The sequence below is a fragment of the Sneathiella sp. P13V-1 genome (genome assembly GCF_015143595.1).
Lineage (GTDB): Bacteria > Pseudomonadota > Alphaproteobacteria > Sneathiellales > Sneathiellaceae > Sneathiella.
On record NZ_WYEU01000002.1, the window covers coordinates 1,069,064 to 1,084,464 of the forward strand.

Annotated in this window: 14 protein-coding genes; all 14 read right to left on the reverse strand. The window is 47.6% G+C overall.

Going from position 1 to position 15,401, the window contains the following annotated elements; all coding sequences use genetic code 11:
- Positions 1 to 63 precede the first annotated feature (63 nt).
- A complete protein-coding gene (gene rpsB, locus GUA87_RS12035; protein ID WP_193716795.1) occupies positions 64 to 861 on the reverse strand; it encodes a 30S ribosomal protein S2 in 798 nt (265 codons plus the stop codon).
- Between the two features lie 184 nt (positions 862 to 1,045).
- Entirely contained in the window at positions 1,046 to 4,555 is a 3,510-nt protein-coding gene (gene dnaE / locus GUA87_RS12040) for a DNA polymerase III subunit alpha (protein WP_227711843.1), read from the reverse strand.
- Between the two features lie 397 nt (positions 4,556 to 4,952).
- Entirely contained in the window at positions 4,953 to 5,633 is a 681-nt protein-coding gene (locus GUA87_RS12045; RefSeq protein WP_193716796.1) for an ABC transporter ATP-binding protein, read from the reverse strand.
- On the reverse strand, positions 5,626 to 6,876 hold the full coding sequence (locus GUA87_RS12050; protein WP_193717041.1) for a lipoprotein-releasing ABC transporter permease subunit: 1,251 nt from the start codon (positions 6,874 to 6,876) through the stop codon (positions 5,626 to 5,628). Before GUA87_RS12050 ends, GUA87_RS12045 begins: the two co-directional genes overlap by 8 nt.
- A 3-nt stretch (positions 6,877 to 6,879) precedes the next feature.
- A complete protein-coding gene (proS, locus tag GUA87_RS12055; protein WP_193716797.1) occupies positions 6,880 to 8,193 on the reverse strand; it encodes a proline--tRNA ligase in 1,314 nt (437 codons plus the stop codon).
- 127 nt (positions 8,194 to 8,320) lie between these two features.
- Entirely contained in the window at positions 8,321 to 8,749 is a 429-nt protein-coding gene (locus GUA87_RS12060; protein WP_193716798.1) for a hypothetical protein, read from the reverse strand.
- 134 nt (positions 8,750 to 8,883) lie between these two features.
- Positions 8,884 to 9,144: a DUF1467 family protein gene (locus tag GUA87_RS12065; protein WP_193716799.1), complete on the reverse strand. Its 261-nt coding sequence runs from the start codon at positions 9,142 to 9,144 to the stop codon at positions 8,884 to 8,886.
- 16 nt (positions 9,145 to 9,160) lie between these two features.
- A complete protein-coding gene (gene mce / locus GUA87_RS12070; protein ID WP_193716800.1) occupies positions 9,161 to 9,565 on the reverse strand; it encodes a methylmalonyl-CoA epimerase in 405 nt (134 codons plus the stop codon).
- A gap of 52 nt (positions 9,566 to 9,617) precedes the next feature.
- Positions 9,618 to 11,273, reverse strand: a complete 1,656-nt coding sequence (locus tag GUA87_RS12075) for a ribonuclease J (protein ID WP_193716801.1) — start codon at positions 11,271 to 11,273, stop codon at positions 9,618 to 9,620.
- 87 nt (positions 11,274 to 11,360) lie between these two features.
- Complete coding sequence (locus tag GUA87_RS12080; protein ID WP_193716802.1) at positions 11,361 to 11,816, reverse strand: hypothetical protein; 456 nt, start codon at positions 11,814 to 11,816, stop codon at positions 11,361 to 11,363.
- A gap of 31 nt (positions 11,817 to 11,847) precedes the next feature.
- Positions 11,848 to 12,291, reverse strand: coding sequence for a hypothetical protein (locus GUA87_RS12085; RefSeq protein ID WP_193716803.1), 444 nt, complete (start codon positions 12,289 to 12,291; stop codon positions 11,848 to 11,850).
- A 99-nt stretch (positions 12,292 to 12,390) separates the two neighbouring features.
- Positions 12,391 to 13,158, reverse strand: coding sequence for a type III pantothenate kinase (locus tag GUA87_RS12090; RefSeq protein ID WP_193716804.1), 768 nt, complete (start codon positions 13,156 to 13,158; stop codon positions 12,391 to 12,393).
- 17 nt (positions 13,159 to 13,175) lie between these two features.
- The gene (locus GUA87_RS12095) at positions 13,176 to 13,937 is read right to left on the reverse strand and encodes a biotin--[acetyl-CoA-carboxylase] ligase (protein ID WP_193716805.1); all 762 of its coding nucleotides are present in this window, start codon (positions 13,935 to 13,937) and stop codon (positions 13,176 to 13,178) included.
- Between the two features lie 12 nt (positions 13,938 to 13,949).
- On the reverse strand, positions 13,950 to 15,389 hold the full coding sequence (nuoN, locus tag GUA87_RS12100; RefSeq protein ID WP_193716806.1) for an NADH-quinone oxidoreductase subunit NuoN: 1,440 nt from the start codon (positions 15,387 to 15,389) through the stop codon (positions 13,950 to 13,952).
- Positions 15,390 to 15,401 lie beyond the last annotated feature (12 nt).

A 15,401-nucleotide genomic window follows, 5' to 3' on the forward strand; every position in this document is an offset into this window, starting at 1 on the left:
GTCTTGAATGTTTCGGGTGTCAAAAGGTGTCACACATCCATTTCGAATGTGTGACAACAGTCCTTACTCTGAAGCAGCTTCTGCAACTTCTTCGGCTGGAGCTTCTTCTGCAGCAGCCAGCTGTTCCATTTCTGGTTCAACAGCTTCACCAAGATCGGCGCCAGATGCAGCCATTTCTTCGGAGATACCGTCCAGAACAGCCTGTTTGAACAGATCACAATAAAGGTTGATCGCACGCAGAGCATCGTCGTTACCTGGAATTGGATAATCGATACCAGCAGGATCAGAGTTACTGTCGAGAATAGCAACAACAGGGATACCCAGTTTGTTTGCTTCTTTAACAGCCAGTTCTTCTTTGTTTGTGTCGATCACAACGATGATATTAGGCAGACCGCCCATATCTTTAATACCGCCAAGAGCCAGTTCCAGCTTGTCACGCTCACGTGTCAGCTTCAGGATTTCTTTCTTGGTCAAGCCCTGTGCGTCAGAAGACAGCAGCTCATCGACTTTGCGAAGACGTTTGATGGATTCTGAAACAGTTTTCCAGTTTGTCAGCATACCGCCGAGCCAACGGTGGTTTACGTAGAACTGCGCGCACTGTTTTGCGCTTTCAGCAACAACTTCAGATGCCTGACGTTTCGTACCAACGAACAGAACACGACCGCCACCAGATACTGTGTCACGAACTGCTTTCAGTGCGTGGTGCAGCATTGGAACTGTCTGCTGAAGATCCATGATGTGGATATTGTTGCGTTTACCGAAAATGTAAGGGCCCATTTTTGGGTTCCAACGGCGGGCCTGGTGGCCAAAGTGTACACCAGCTTCAAGTAGCTGACGCATAGTAAAGGTTGGCAGTGACATCCTGCGATACTCCTTTTCCGGTTGAGCCTCCGTGGGTGATGGTTCAGAAATCTGAACACCGGATGGGCCTTACCAACACAGCAAAACCCGAACCCACGTGTGATTTACAGGGCGGTATCTATCTCTTATTCAGCGTGAACGCAAGAGGAAATATACAGAAAAACGGGTTTTTCACCGCTTTTTATTAGATATCGTGAACATCCTGAACACCAGGCACATATTTGAGCGCCTGACGCACCTCTGGCGAAATGCTGAAGGTATTCTTTAGATCAAGTTCCACTTCCTTGTTTTCGCCCTCAAGATTAAGAACAAACGCAACCCGCCCCCGCCCGGATCCCGCTCCGTTCAGTATTTCAGCAATCTGAGTAATCGGGTTGTCATCATCCATAAAGATACGCACCCCATCTCCTGTCTGAGAAGCCACATATTCAAGACGCTGTACAGAGTTGGCGGTAACGCGTGGTTGTTCATTTTCAACATCCATATGCCCAACGACGCTCACAACAACCGAATTTCCAACCTCAAGGATTTCACGGCATTGCATCAGCGTTTCTTCGAACAAGGTTACTTCAAAGGCGCCAGACGCGTCAGATAACTGAACAAAAGCAAGGGCTTTCCCCTTCTTCGTTTTGATCTGGCGCTTACCCATAATAGTACCGGCGAGTTTTGCAGCACTATCGGCGGCACTCAAGGACGCCATATATGATGAACTGCTTCGTACCCCTGCCTTGTCGAGTGTTTTTGCATAGGCGTCCAACGGGTGCCCCGACAGGTAAAAACCAACCGCGTCAAACTCCTGCTTCAACTGCTCCATGGATGTCCAGCGACTGCTCTTTACCAACACAGGAGCAACGGAGGCCTCAACTTCCGAACCACCAAACAAGTTCACCTGACCTGATCCGCGTTCCTCCTCCATTTGCTGCGCGTGCCGAATGAGGTTTTCTAAAGATGCGAAAACCTGTGCGCGATCTCCATGTAATGCATCAAACGCCCCTGCCCGCGTTAGATTTTCCGCCTGACGTTTATTCAAGTGTTTGGGGTTAAGTCGGGAGGAAAAATCAAAGATGTCTTTAAATGCTCCGTTCTCTTCGCGCTCTTTAACGATACCGGCCATAGCATCGCGGCCCACATTTTTAACGGCAGCAAGGGCATACCGAACGGCGCCTTTCTCCCCTTCAAACTCAACATTAAACTCCACGTCAGAATGATTGAGGCATGGAGGGTAAAGAGGGATCTTCATCTGTTCCAGATCTTGACGGAAGATATTGAGTTTGTCTGTGTTATTAATATCGAGGCTCATGGACGCTGCCATAAACTCAACGGGATAGTTCGCTTTCAAGTAAGCAGTGTGATAGGACACAAGCGCATATGCCGCCGCGTGTGATTTGTTGAAGCCATAGCTCGCGAACTTTGCCACAAGGTCAAAAATGTGACTAGCCTGCTTCGGATCAACACCCTGTTCTTCCGCACCTTCACAGAAGCGCGCCCGCTGTTTATCCATTTCCTCTTTAATCTTCTTACCCATGGCACGACGGAGCAAATCCGCTTCACCAAGGCTGTACCCAGCAAGGACCTTGGCGATTTCCATCACCTGCTCCTGATAGATGATCACGCCATTGGTCTCTTCCAGGATATGTTCCAGCTTTGGATGAAGAAGGTTTGGCTCTTCCTCCCCGTGCTTACAGCGGATATAGGTGGGTATGTTTTCCATGGGGCCCGGACGGTACAGCGCCACGATCGCGATAATATCCTCAAAAGCGTCGGGACGCATCTTCCGAAGCATGTCCCGCATACCTGAACTCTCCAACTGGAATACACCTACGGTATCACCGCGAGAAAGAAGCTCGAACGTCGCTTTGTCATCCAAGGGAATAGCTGAGAAATCAATATCAATGCCCCGCTTGGCAATCAGATCCTTGGCCCTGTCCAATACGGTCAGGGTTTTAAGTCCCAAGAAGTCAAATTTCACGAGACCAGCGGTTTCCACATATTTCATGGAATATTGTGTGACCGGCATGTCTGAGCGCGGGTCTCGATAAAGCGGAACCAGCTCGTCCAGTTCACGGTCACCGATCACCACACCCGCAGCGTGGGTGGAAGCGTGCCGATAAAGACCTTCCAATTGCAACGCAATTTCAATAAGGCGCGCAACCTCCGGATCATTTCGCTGCGCTTCGCGCAACGGCACTTCCGTATCCAACGCTTCTTGAAGGCTCATGGGGTTGGCAGGGTTAGAGGGGATCAGTTTACTGATACGGTCCACCTGACCATAAGGCATTTGCAAAACACGGCCCACATCACGAATAGCCGCTTTGGCCTGCAATTTACCGAATGTGATAATCTGCGCCACCTGATCGTGACCATATTTGTCCTGAACGTAGCGGATCACTTCGCCGCGTTTATCTTGACAGAAGTCGATATCAAAGTCAGGCATACTGACCCGTTCCGGGTTCAGGAAACGTTCAAACAGCAAACCAAAGCGCAAAGGATCAAGGTCGGTGATGGTCAATACCCAGGCGACCAAAGAACCCGCACCGGAACCACGCCCAGGCCCAACTGGAATATCATGATCTTTGGACCACTGGATAAAGTCAGAAACGATCAGGAAGTAACCCGGGAACCCCATCTGAATGATGACGCCTAGCTCAAACTCAAGACGCTCCCAGTATTCTTTGCCTTTTTCCTCTCTTGCCGCTTCGTCCATATCATCAGTAAAAACAGCGGTTTCAAGGCGCATGTGAAGGCCTTTTTCTGCCAAAGCTCGCAATTCATCCGCCTCATTACGACCTTCACCTGATGTAAAAGCGGGCAAAATTGGTGGTCGTGTCGGGGATAAAACGGCGCAGCGCTGTGCAATGACTACGGTGTTATCAATGGCCTCTGGCAGATCATGGAAAAGTTCCCGCATTTCTTCAGCAGATTTGAAGTAATGCTCAGGTGTGCGGCGCGGGCGTTCCAGTTCCCCAACATAGGATCCCGAAGCAATGCAAAGAAGCGCATCATGTGCGTCATACATATCGCGCTTTGGGAAGAAACATTCATTGGTGGCCACTAGAGGAATATCATGCTCATAGGCAAGTTCCAGAAAACGAGGCTCTGTTCCTTGCTCCGCTTCGGTGCCATGACGCTGAATTTCCATATAGAGCCGCTGGTCAAAAGCTTTTTTAAGCCGGAGCAACATCTGGACGGCTTCATCATTATGCTCTTTGAGGATAAGGCGACCTATAGGACCTTCCGCCCCACCCGTCAGGCAAATAACACCTTCAGAATGTTTCTCTAAAACGTCAATCGGCACCTGAGCGGTCTCACCTGCTTCCGTTTTAAGGTAAGCATGAGAAGACAATTTCAGAAGATTGTAATAACCGGTATCATTTTGGGAGAGCAGCACAACGGGTGTTGGTTCCGGCCGACGACCATTTCTTTCAATCGGCTCAATACTGGTCAGGGCAATCTGACATCCAATAATCGGCTGGATGCCCTTACCCGGCAATGTGAGGGAGATTTCCAGGCTACCAAAAAGATTGCTGGTATCCGTTATCGCCACGGCTGGCATCTTGTTATCAAGACACAGGTCCGCAAGCATCTTAACAGGGATCGCCCCCTCTGAAAGAGAGTAAGCAGTGTGAACCCTTAAGTGAACGAACCCGGCGTGCGACATGGATCTGTTTTCCAGTAAAGACTTTAGTTGTCCCATTATCACACACCTTTTTTAAAAGATAAGATCTTGACTCCCGTTCACGTCCATTTTTCTGTGGATAAAATTTGCATATACAGGGTTAGCCCGTGAAGCTGTGAACAATTTCCGCCCAGAAAACCAGCGTTGCCATGACGCTACCAAAGACAACAAATTCAAAGCTGCTTTTCAAAATTTTGAAGTTAGTCATGTCATCCTCCTTGAGTTGTTGGAAGGATGATGTTCATTTTTTGTTCTCATGTCAAACAAAACAAGAACATTTATATAATATATATTAATTTCAATATGTTAAATAACATAACCAATAGTGGATAATTTGCAAAACGATCCCTTCTCTACCGAATCTTATATAGATTCCTAGAATCAAAAAAGGTGATTCAATTGTGCTTAAAGAGGATTAATCTGCGATCAGTTGATGATCCCGGATATGGACAATACGGTCCATCCGGCGTGCCAGATCTTTATTATGGGTAGCGACCAATGCACCTACGTTTTGGCTTTTGATCAAGTTGACGAAATTTTCAAACACCATATCCGATGTCTGTTCATCAAGATTGCCGGTTGGCTCGTCCGCCAAAAGGACAGATGGATTATTGGCAAGCGCGCGGGCAATCGCCACACGTTGTTGTTCCCCGCCAGACAGTTTTGCAGGACGATGCGTTAGACGATGAGAAAGCCCCATCAAGGTCAGCAACTCAGTCGCCTTCGCTTTTGCCTTGGATTTTGCCACCCCTGAAATCAGATTTGGCATCATGACGTTTTCCAGTGCGGAAAACTCGGGTAGCAGATGGTGGAACTGATACACAAAACCGATATCATTGCGCCGCGTTTCGGTTCGTTTTTTATCGTTACCTTGCGTGCAATCCTGACCGTTCACAATCACCTTGCCGACCGTCGGTGGCTCCAGCAATCCTGCGATTTGCAACAAGGTGGATTTACCAGCCCCAGATTGTCCCAACAAAGCGACAATCTCACCCGGCTGAATATCCAGATTTACATTCTGCAGGATTTCGAGCTTCTCTCCGCCCTGCTCAAATGTGCGTCCAACCGCCTGCAAAGAAAGCACTGGATTACTCATAACGAAGTGCCTCCACCGGATCGAGACGTGCCGCACGCCAGGACGGATAAATGGTCGCAGCCAGAGAAATAACCAAGGCCATAATCACAACCGTCGTTACTTCAGATGGGTCCACTTTTGCAGGCAGGTTTGACAGGAAGTAAATCTCCGCGGAGAAAAGTTCCGCCCCTGTAAGGCCTTCGATTAACTCTTTAATACGGTCAATATTGGCGCAGAATCCAAGCCCCAAAAGAAAACCGAACAGCGTTCCAACAACCCCAACACTGGCCCCTGCTATAAAGAACACGCGCATTATCATACCTCGGGTCGCGCCCATGGTTCTGAGGATGGCAACATCCCGTCCCTTGTCTTTTACCAACATGATCAGGCTTGAGATTATATTAAACGCTGCAACCAGAATAATCAGTGTCAGGATCAGGAACATCACGTTCCGTTCCACCTCCAAAGCGTTGAAGAAGCTCGCTCTGGATTGCTGCCAGTTATAGATGAAGGCGCGGATATTAACGGCATTGATGATCTCGCGGCGAAGTTCCAACGCCCGATCCGGGCTGGTTGCAAAGACTTCAAGGGAAGATACACCCTCACCATATTTGAAGTATTTCTGGGCAGCGGACAGGGACATAAAGAGATACCCGCTGTCATATTCATACATGCCTGTATTGAACAGTCCCCCAACAGCATAGGTTTTCACCCGCGGAACACTTCCAAACACAGTTGCCGTGCCTTTGGGGGACAGGATTTTGACCTTGTCTCCAACGTTGAGACCCAAGCTCTGCGCAAGGCGATATCCAAGCAGAATGGATTTTCCTTCGGCAAAGCCTTCTCGTGATCCCGCAAAGATGTTGTCAGAAAGAACGGTTAGTTTATCCAGATCTTCCGGTGCCATGCCGCGCACCAACGCACCGCTGGCATTTGGTCCTGCCGCAGCCATCACCTGCCCCTGCACCAACGGCGTAACACGCACGATATCTTCAAGGGCAGACAGGTTTTTTATGACCGGCTCGTAGTCTATCAGCAGTCCGTTTTCTGGTGCACGAATTTCATAATGTCCGTTCATACCCAGAATTCGGTCCAGAAGTTCTGCCCGAAATCCGTTCATGACAGACATCACAATGATAAGCGTTGCAACGCCAAGGCCGATCCCCAGAAATGAAAACAGGGCAATAACAGAAATAAAACCTTCCTGCCTGCGCGCCCGCAAATAACGGAGCGCCATAGTCCATTCAAATCTGGAGAACACGATTGATTATCCTATCAGTTTGGCAAGGGCCGCTTCTGGCGTCATTTCTTCTTTTTCGCCAGCGCTACGGTTTTTGATTTCCACCATACCGGATTTTACTCCACGTGGACCAATGGAGATCTGCCAAGGCAAACCGATCAGATCCATATTAGCGAACTTGGCACCGGCGCGGTCAGACGTATCGTCATACAAAACTTCAACGCCTGCAGCTTCCAGCTTGTGATAAAGATCTTCACAGGCCGCATCACAAGCGTCATCCCCAGATTTCAGGTTAATCAGACCAACCTTGAACGGCGCCACTTCTTCCGGCCACACGATACCGTTTTCATCATGGCACGCTTCGATGATGCCACCAACCAGACGAGACACGCCGATACCGTAGGAGCCCATGGAGACAGTAACATCTTTTCCATCTGGACCAGCCACAGCTGCGCCCATAGCAGCAGAATATTTCTCACCAAAATGGAAGATATGTCCAACTTCGATACCACGGCGGGACACAAGGTCGTCACCAGAAATCGGGCAATTATCCGCATCGTGCATTTCATCTGCCGCGGCATAAAGGCTTGTCCATTTGTCGACAATGCCCTGCAATTCTTCGGGTGTGTGGTCTTTGTCTTCCGGCGTTTCAAAGTTCAGGATATCTTTGTGATAGAAGACTTCGCTTTCACCAGTATCCGCCAGAATAATAAACTCGTGGGACAAATCACCGCCTATTGGGCCCGTATCGGCACGAAGTGGCATCGCCTGAAGGCCAAGGCGTGCATAGGTTTTCAAGTAAGCCACAAACATGCGATTATAAGCGATCTTCGCGCCTTCATAATCCAGATCGAAAGAATAAGCATCTTTCATCAGGAATTCACGGCCGCGCATTACGCCAAAACGTGGGCGGACTTCGTCACGGAATTTCCACTGGATATGATAGAGGTTAAGCGGCAGATCCTTATAGCTCTTCACGTTGGAGCGGAAGATATCTGTCACCTGCTCTTCATTGGTTGGGCCATAAAGCATTTCACGATCATGACGGTCCGTAATCCGCAGCATTTCCTTACCGTAATCGTCATAACGATTGGATTCACGCCACAGATCAGCAGGCTGAATTGTCGGCATCAGAATTTCCAATGCCCCCGCTTTATTCTGCTCATCCCGAACAATATTTTCGATCTTTTTAAGAACCCGCTGACCAAGCGGCAACCAGGAATAAATACCAGCAGAGGACTGCTGGATCATTCCCGCACGTAGCATCAAGCGGTGTGACGCAATTTGCGCTTCTTTTGGATCTTCTTTTAATGTGGGCAAAAAGTAACGGGATAGACGCATGAAAGCCTCGGTATTTCCTGCAAAACAGTTGAGTTTAGAATGTTGCCTGAGAATAAGGCGTTTTTCAGACTTTTAAAGGGATTTGATAAGATTGCAAGGTCTTATGGCCTATCAGACCAAACATGCTCTATTTGCCATATTTTTTCTGGCATTCCTCTGCAATTGCATTAAGGGCAGGATCAGCTAATTCCTGACCATTGAAAAAGAATTTTCCTTTTAGCAGATCATACCGGATCGTCCCCACTTTGACTTCTGCATTTTTCAGCTCATCCTTTGGCGGGTTACCGGCAGAAAAAAGATCCTGAAGCGGTAACGACAGATCTATGACGATTTCATCAAACTGGATGGTTGGAGTTGTGTTCACATCGGCCGGGGTCACCGGCTTGCCATACACATCAACCCCCGGCTTATAAGTCACATCATTCCGGGCGACATGTTTTTGAATGCGCTGACATTCCTTCTGTGTGGTTTCAATACGAATGTCGTCTGCGGCAGCATCGAAAACCAAGAACAATGCCAGCATTGCAAAAATGATATGCCCGTAACAGATCCTCATAATCCCTCCTGACAATCTCAAGCGAACGATATCACATTTAAAGGGCACCTAAAATAGAAAGGCTATTTACTTGTTTTTACATAAAAAAGGCGGCTCAATTAAGGCCGCCTTTACATTCTAAATCCGGATAACCACTATTTTTGACCGGATACCATCTCGCGGAAATTAAACAGGTCCATTTCAACGATAGTATAAAAAATACCGAACAGGAGGGCAGTCACAATCGTTGTGATCAGCAACTTCTTCCAGATGGCCGGATTGACGGGGGCACTTTCAGCTGTACCCGGCTCAACCTCACCTTCTTCTTGTTGGGTGCGCACCCCCCACGGCAGAACCGTGAAAAGAACAACAAACCACATGATGCTGTAGACTACCAGCCCTGTAACAAAACCCATTTTTTCCTCTTAAACCTTAAACTTGTTCCAGCTCAACGAGCGTGCCATTGAAGTCTTTTGGATGCAGGAATAGAACCGGTTTCTTATGGGCACCGATTTTCGGCTCTCCGCTTCCTAGAATTCGTGCACCTTCTTCAACCAGTTTGTCACGAGCCGCCAGAATATCTTCCACCTCATAACAAACATGATGAATGCCACCAGATTTGTTTTTGTCCAAGAACCCAGCGATCGGAGATCCTTCACCGAGAGGAAAGAGAAGTTCAATTTTTGTGTTGTCCAATTCAACAAATACAACTGTCACGCCATGATCTGGTTCATCCTGAGGCGCACTTACAGTCGCGCCTAAAACATCACGATATGTCTTAGTGGCAGCTTCCAGGTCAGGAACGGCAATGGCTACATGGTTCAGGCGACCAATCATCTCAATATCCTCTTTAACTCTTTTCGCACTTTTGCCCTTCATAACGGGCTTTTTATTCTTCAATACGGATTACATATACATCGGTAAGCGGACGTCTTCCACACAACTTTCTGAAAAAGCGGCGCACGGCTTGCGTGGCTTGCGTTTCTACCGCGTCATCATCCAGCCTTTCCCGTTTGGAAAGCGCATAATGTTCAGCAATAATATATTCATTCAAGTTTTTGAAAAGGTTGGGGAAATTATCCACATCCACGACGCCTTTCAATCGAACTTCTGGGTCTTCCGTTATGCGTCCCGCGCCATCAACGATCAGCATTCCACTTGCTGATCCATTGAAAGAAAATTTACGACGGTCTGCTAGAAACTCACTTTCCAGAGACGATAGACCGCCTGCATCTACAGCAAGGCGACCGGATGGGACCGTATCAATGATTTCTGCATTTCCAGGCGCAAGTCTAACCAGATCGCCATTTCGAACCGAGATTGCTTTTTCGACCCCTTTACTCAGTGCAAAATCGCAATGCTCTTCCAAATGTCTCGCTTCACCATGGACCGGAACGGAAATTTTGGGCTTTACCACATCATACATTTGGGAAAGTTCATCGCGCGCCGGATGCCCGGACACGTGCACAAACTCATCCATTTCAGTGATCACGTTGACACCGTTGTCCGTCAACCGGTTGTGAAGTGTATAGAGTGTCCTTTCGTTCCCCGGGATAACTTTTGATGAGAAGATAACCGTATCACCCTCAGACAAGGTAACATGCGGATGCTCATCTTTCGCAATTCGGGACATGGCACCGCGTGGCTCCCCCTGACTACCTGTGCATAGGTACAAAGTTTTCTCAGGCGGCAGATATCCGGCTTCTGCTTCATCAATAAATGACGGTAAATCAGTAAGATAGCCAGAGTTCTTTGCGACTTGCGTCATCCGGTGCAGGGACCTTCCAACCAACACAACATGACGCCCGTTTTTTTCTGCGATACGGGCAATGGTGGCAACACGCGCAATATTGGAAGCAAAGGTAGTGACTGCTACTTTGCCGGTTTTTATGGTTGAGAGGAGCTCATCCAAACTGTCTTGCACGTCCCCTTCAGAGCCGGAATCCCCCTTTTTGAAAACATTGGTGGAATCGCACACAAGGGCCAACACACCTTTCTCAGTGATTTCAGCCATTCGGTCCAGATCACTCTCTGGGCCAACAACAGGACGCGCATCCAGTTTCCAATCACCGCTATGGACAACATTTCCATACTTGGTGGAAATCAACAAAGCCTGCATTTCAGGAATTGAATGGGTGAGATCAACAAATTCAAGGTCAAAAGGGCCTATGGTAAGATTCCCACCTGGACTTACTGTGTTGAGTTCAACAAGTTCCTCAAGTCCCTTTTCTCTGAGCTTCCCATATAGAATTTCAGCCGTGAACGGGCTTGCGTAAACAGGACATTCAAATTGTGTCCAGAGATGAGCCACCGCGCCAACATGATCTTCATGAGCATGGGTAATCACCAACCCCAGAAGATCATCTTTCCGCTCAGCAATCCATGAGGGATCGGGCACAATCACGTCAATTCCGGGGGCGCGATCATCTGAAAAGGAGATACCGCAGTCAATCATCAACCACTTACCATCACATTGGTAAAGGTTGAGGTTCATTCCAATTTCACCGCTTCCCCCAAGTGGGAGAAAATACAGGCCTTCTTCCAATACTTTTTTCCTTCAAAATGTTATGCATGGTCTATCAGCAAAACTACTGAACCGAAAGGAAATTCGCTGAAAAAGGCAGGTCTAGCCTTATTTCTGAGATAAAGCAGGGTTGCTTAATTGGATAAAGTCAGGAAGCGGATAATCTTTGGGCAGCCCAAGGGAAGCATACATTTTCTCCTCGACCTCCGGGTCTGTGGCATGGAGAATCATATAACTGATGTTTTTTTGGCCGACGAAAGACATCATCATTCTGACAACTCCATGGGCCAACAAACTGTCTACAAGCAGGATTTCAGTATAACTGCCGCTTTTGGTTTGAGAGTTACGCATCATTGATGCAATAAAAGACATATCATCGGGGGAGAGTTTAATATCACACCCTCTTACATCTATTAACCGGTTTAAATTTTCACGATACCCACTATCGACAGCAACCCCTTCACCTCGCGCAACTACACTATCCCTTGTGATAGGTCCATGATGACGAATAAAGATACAATTCGCATCCGGGTCGATAACATATTCGTATTGTTTTTCCACCATTATATAAAGTTCCGATCACTTAAAGCTGTCTTTAACTACTTCTGAACGGATCGCCTAGAAAATCAGGGAATTTAAAATCACTCGGTAACTCAATGATTTCCTTTACTTTATTTACTAAATCTGGATCATTATCCTGCAAAATTTCATACCGGATATCTATACCATCAAGCAATGCCAGCAGCATTCTTGAGAAACCTTGGGATAACAACCCTGTCACTATCAGGACTTCTGTATATCGGTCTCTTGTTTCTCGCTGACTGATGATCCAGTCAGCCGTTGCCTTTATATCTTCCGCCGAAAGCGCAATGTTGATATTTCGACAATCTACAACTCGAGCTAATCTCGGCCCGCTATCCGGGTGACTATTAATTGCCCTTGCCCGCTCCAAAATGGAACTCAAATTGATTTCATTAAAGTGCTTAACGAAAACAACATTCAGGTCTGGCACAATCTGAAATCGGTACTGATCAGACATGCATTTCCTAGCTCGTTTTGTAACTTTGAATAATAATATTGAACAAATTTGTTACAATTTCAAGCTAGGAATTTTATTTGTACAGCAACAGAAATACCTTTAGTTGTTTTTATGGTAAATTTCCACAAGCCCTGTGAGTGTCAAATCACGGTCTATATGGTCAATAATATCGGTTCCACGGGCCAACAACGGTGCAAGACCACCTGTCGCAACAGTTGTCAATTTGGTCCCATACTCTTCCTGCATGCGGGCCACAAGCCCCTCAACCATACTGATATATCCCCAGTAAATACCTGACTGCATACATTCGAGAGTGTTTTTACCGATGACTTTACTAGGTCGTTCCACAGCAATTCGAGGTAACTTTGCGGCGGCACTATGCAGCGCATCCAAACTTAAATTCACGCCAGGCGCAATAATACCGCCCGCGTAGTTTCCGTCTTCATCAACCACATCAAGTGTAGTTGCTGTACCAAAATCTATGACAATCGTTGGGCCGCCATATTTGGAATGGGCCGCCACAGCGTCTACTAACCGGTCTGCCCCCGCCTCTTTGGGATTATCAATCTGCGGAACCATTCCTATTTCCACATTATCTTCACCAATAACCAGAGGCGTGCATCTGAAATAACGTTTACAGAGACCTTTCAAGTTAAATAGGGCACCAGGAACCACAGTTCCAATAATCACGTCCTTAATGTCGTAGAGTTTCAGACCATCAAGGGCCATTGCCTGACTTAACCAGACACCATATTCTTCCGCAGTTCGGGAATTTGAAGTGGCGATGCGCCATTCTTTGACAAGGCTTCTTCCGGAAAAAGCCGCGAAGGTCATGTTGGTATTACCCACATCGATTGCCAATAACATCTGCTCACCTCTGAAATTTACTTGGCTGGGAAGAAGACCTCTCCAGCACTGATGTATTTTATTGCGCCGTTAGACTGCTTGAGGATCAGGGCACCATCTTTATCAAGCCCAGAAAAAATTCCATGCAGTTCTTCATTAGGGAGGCGGGCAACAACTTCGTTCCCTACTCCAACCGCATACTTTAACCATTCATCCCGAATAGGCGCAAAGCCATTTTTCACCCAAATCTGGTAATAATGAAGGAAATTAGTGCAGTATATCGAAATCAATTCTGTTGGCTCTGGTTCCGCGCCATAAAGCCCCAATGCCGTTGCAGGCAAGCCTTCGGTTACTTTGGGATAATCATTGATATTCACGCCAGTTCCGATAACAAGCCAATCAAGCGCTCCGTCAGGACGGCTTTTGCTTTCCAACAAGATGCCCGCGACTTTTTTACCATCCACAAGAACATCATTTGGCCATTTCAGGCTTACCGGAACATTTTCCGGCAAAAGAGATCTGATGGAATGGTAAAGAGCAACAGACACAAGAAAGGAAAGTTTCGCAGCTTCAGCGGAGCTACATTTAGGCCGGATCATCAGCGAGGCATACATATTGCCTTTAGGGCTCGTCCAAGCACGCCCGCGGCGCCCCACGCCGCTGTTTTGACTTTTGGCAATGACCAGTTGGCCGGATGGTGCCCCCTCTTCCGCTAACCTTTTCGCCTGAATGCTGGTGGAATCCACCTCGTTATAGGCGGTTAGAGAAAAAAAGGGCGGCAGATCAAGTCTGTCGCCCATTTTCAAATACTCTTAGTTAAACAGTGCGCTTGCCGCAGTCCCTGCTGTTTCAAGCAACAGTGCCGGATAGATGAAGAACAATGTTGTTACGACACCAGATGCTGCCATGATCACGCCAAGCGGACGCTGTACTGGAACAAAGCCTTCGGCAGGTTCGTCGAAATACATGATCTTGACGATACGCAAGTAATAGAAAGCACCAACTGCGGATGTCAGAAGGCCAATAACCGCCAGCGGATATAGGCCTGCATGGATCGCTGCCATAAAGACATAGAACTTACCGAAGAAACCTGCGAGTGGTGGAATACCAGCCAGTGAGAACATAAAGATCATCAGAAGCGCAGCCATTCCTGGACGTGTTTTTCCAAGACCAGCCAGTTCAGAAATATCCTCAACCATGCCTTCTTTTGCGCGCATTGACAGAATAATCGCGAATGTACCGATATTCATGATCACGTAGAGTGTCATGTAAACCAGAATACCGCGAACACCTTCTTCTGTACCGGCCGCCAGACCAACAAGCGCATAACCAATGTGACCAATGGAAGAATAGGCCATCAGACGTTTGATATTCTTCTGGTTGATCGCAGCAAAAGCACCAAGCGCCATAGACAGAATGGACACAAATACGATGACCTGCTGCCACTGCGCGACAACATCACCAAATGGCATCGCGAATGTCCGGACGAACAGCGCCATACCAGCCACTTTAGGAGCTGCGGCAAAGAAAGCTGTTACGGGTGTTGGAACACCTTCGTAAACATCCGGGGTCCACATGTGAAACGGAACAGCAGATACCTTAAAGGCAAGACCGGCGATCAGGAAGACGATACCAACAAGCAGACCAAGACCCATTTCGATCTTACCACTGGAAAGACCATCAGCAATTACACCGAAGTTTGTGGATCCTGTGAAGCCGTAAACCAAAGAGCAACCGTAGAGCAACATACCGGAAGACAGGGCGCCAAGAACGAAGTATTTCAGACCGGCTTCTGTTGAGCGGATGCTGTCACGACGGAAAGCTGCTGTCACATAAAGAGACAAGCTCATTAACTCAATACCCAGATACATGGACATAAGGTCATAAGCTGAAATCATGACCATCATACCCAAAGTGGCAATGACGATCAGAACCGGAAATTCGAACCGGTCCATTTTTTCACGGGCGTTGAAATCCATGCTCATGATCAAAGCCAGCGCAGACGCACCAAGGGCCAACAACTTCATGAAGTTGGAGAAGGCGTCAACACGATAGAGATCATTGAAAGTAACCATGGTCCCTTCTGGGCCCATAAGAACCAATACAGCAGCTATCACCATGCTGATCACAGCAAGCCAGGAGACCAGACCTGTTGATCCGTTACCTCTGAACACGCCGACCATCAACAGAGCCATCGAGGCGACGGCCAGGAAGATTTCCGGAAGTGCGATTGAAAATTCAGGCAATACCATTTTTCGACACCT

Coding starts and splice junctions, on each gene's coding strand:
- rpsB (WP_193716795.1), bottom strand. CDS start 861: ATGTCACTGCCAACCTTTACTATGCGTCAGCTACTTGAAGCTGGTGTA.
- dnaE (WP_227711843.1), bottom strand. CDS start 4,555: ATGGGACAACTAAAGTCTTTACTGGAAAACAGATCCATGTCGCACGCC.
- GUA87_RS12045 (WP_193716796.1), bottom strand. CDS start 5,633: ATGAGTAATCCAGTGCTTTCTTTGCAGGCGGTTGGACGCACATTTGAG.
- proS (WP_193716797.1), bottom strand. CDS start 8,193: ATGCGTCTATCCCGTTACTTTTTGCCCACATTAAAAGAAGATCCAAAA.
- GUA87_RS12060 (WP_193716798.1), bottom strand. CDS start 8,749: ATGAGGATCTGTTACGGGCATATCATTTTTGCAATGCTGGCATTGTTC.
- GUA87_RS12065 (WP_193716799.1), bottom strand. CDS start 9,144: ATGGGTTTTGTTACAGGGCTGGTAGTCTACAGCATCATGTGGTTTGTT.
- mce (WP_193716800.1), bottom strand. CDS start 9,565: ATGATTGGTCGCCTGAACCATGTAGCCATTGCCGTTCCTGACCTGGAA.
- GUA87_RS12080 (WP_193716802.1), bottom strand. CDS start 11,816: ATGGTGGAAAAACAATACGAATATGTTATCGACCCGGATGCGAATTGT.
- GUA87_RS12085 (WP_193716803.1), bottom strand. CDS start 12,291: ATGTCTGATCAGTACCGATTTCAGATTGTGCCAGACCTGAATGTTGTT.
- GUA87_RS12090 (WP_193716804.1), bottom strand. CDS start 13,158: ATGTTATTGGCAATCGATGTGGGTAATACCAACATGACCTTCGCGGCT.
- GUA87_RS12095 (WP_193716805.1), bottom strand. CDS start 13,937: ATGGGCGACAGACTTGATCTGCCGCCCTTTTTTTCTCTAACCGCCTAT.
- nuoN (WP_193716806.1), bottom strand. CDS start 15,389: ATGGTATTGCCTGAATTTTCAATCGCACTTCCGGAAATCTTCCTGGCC.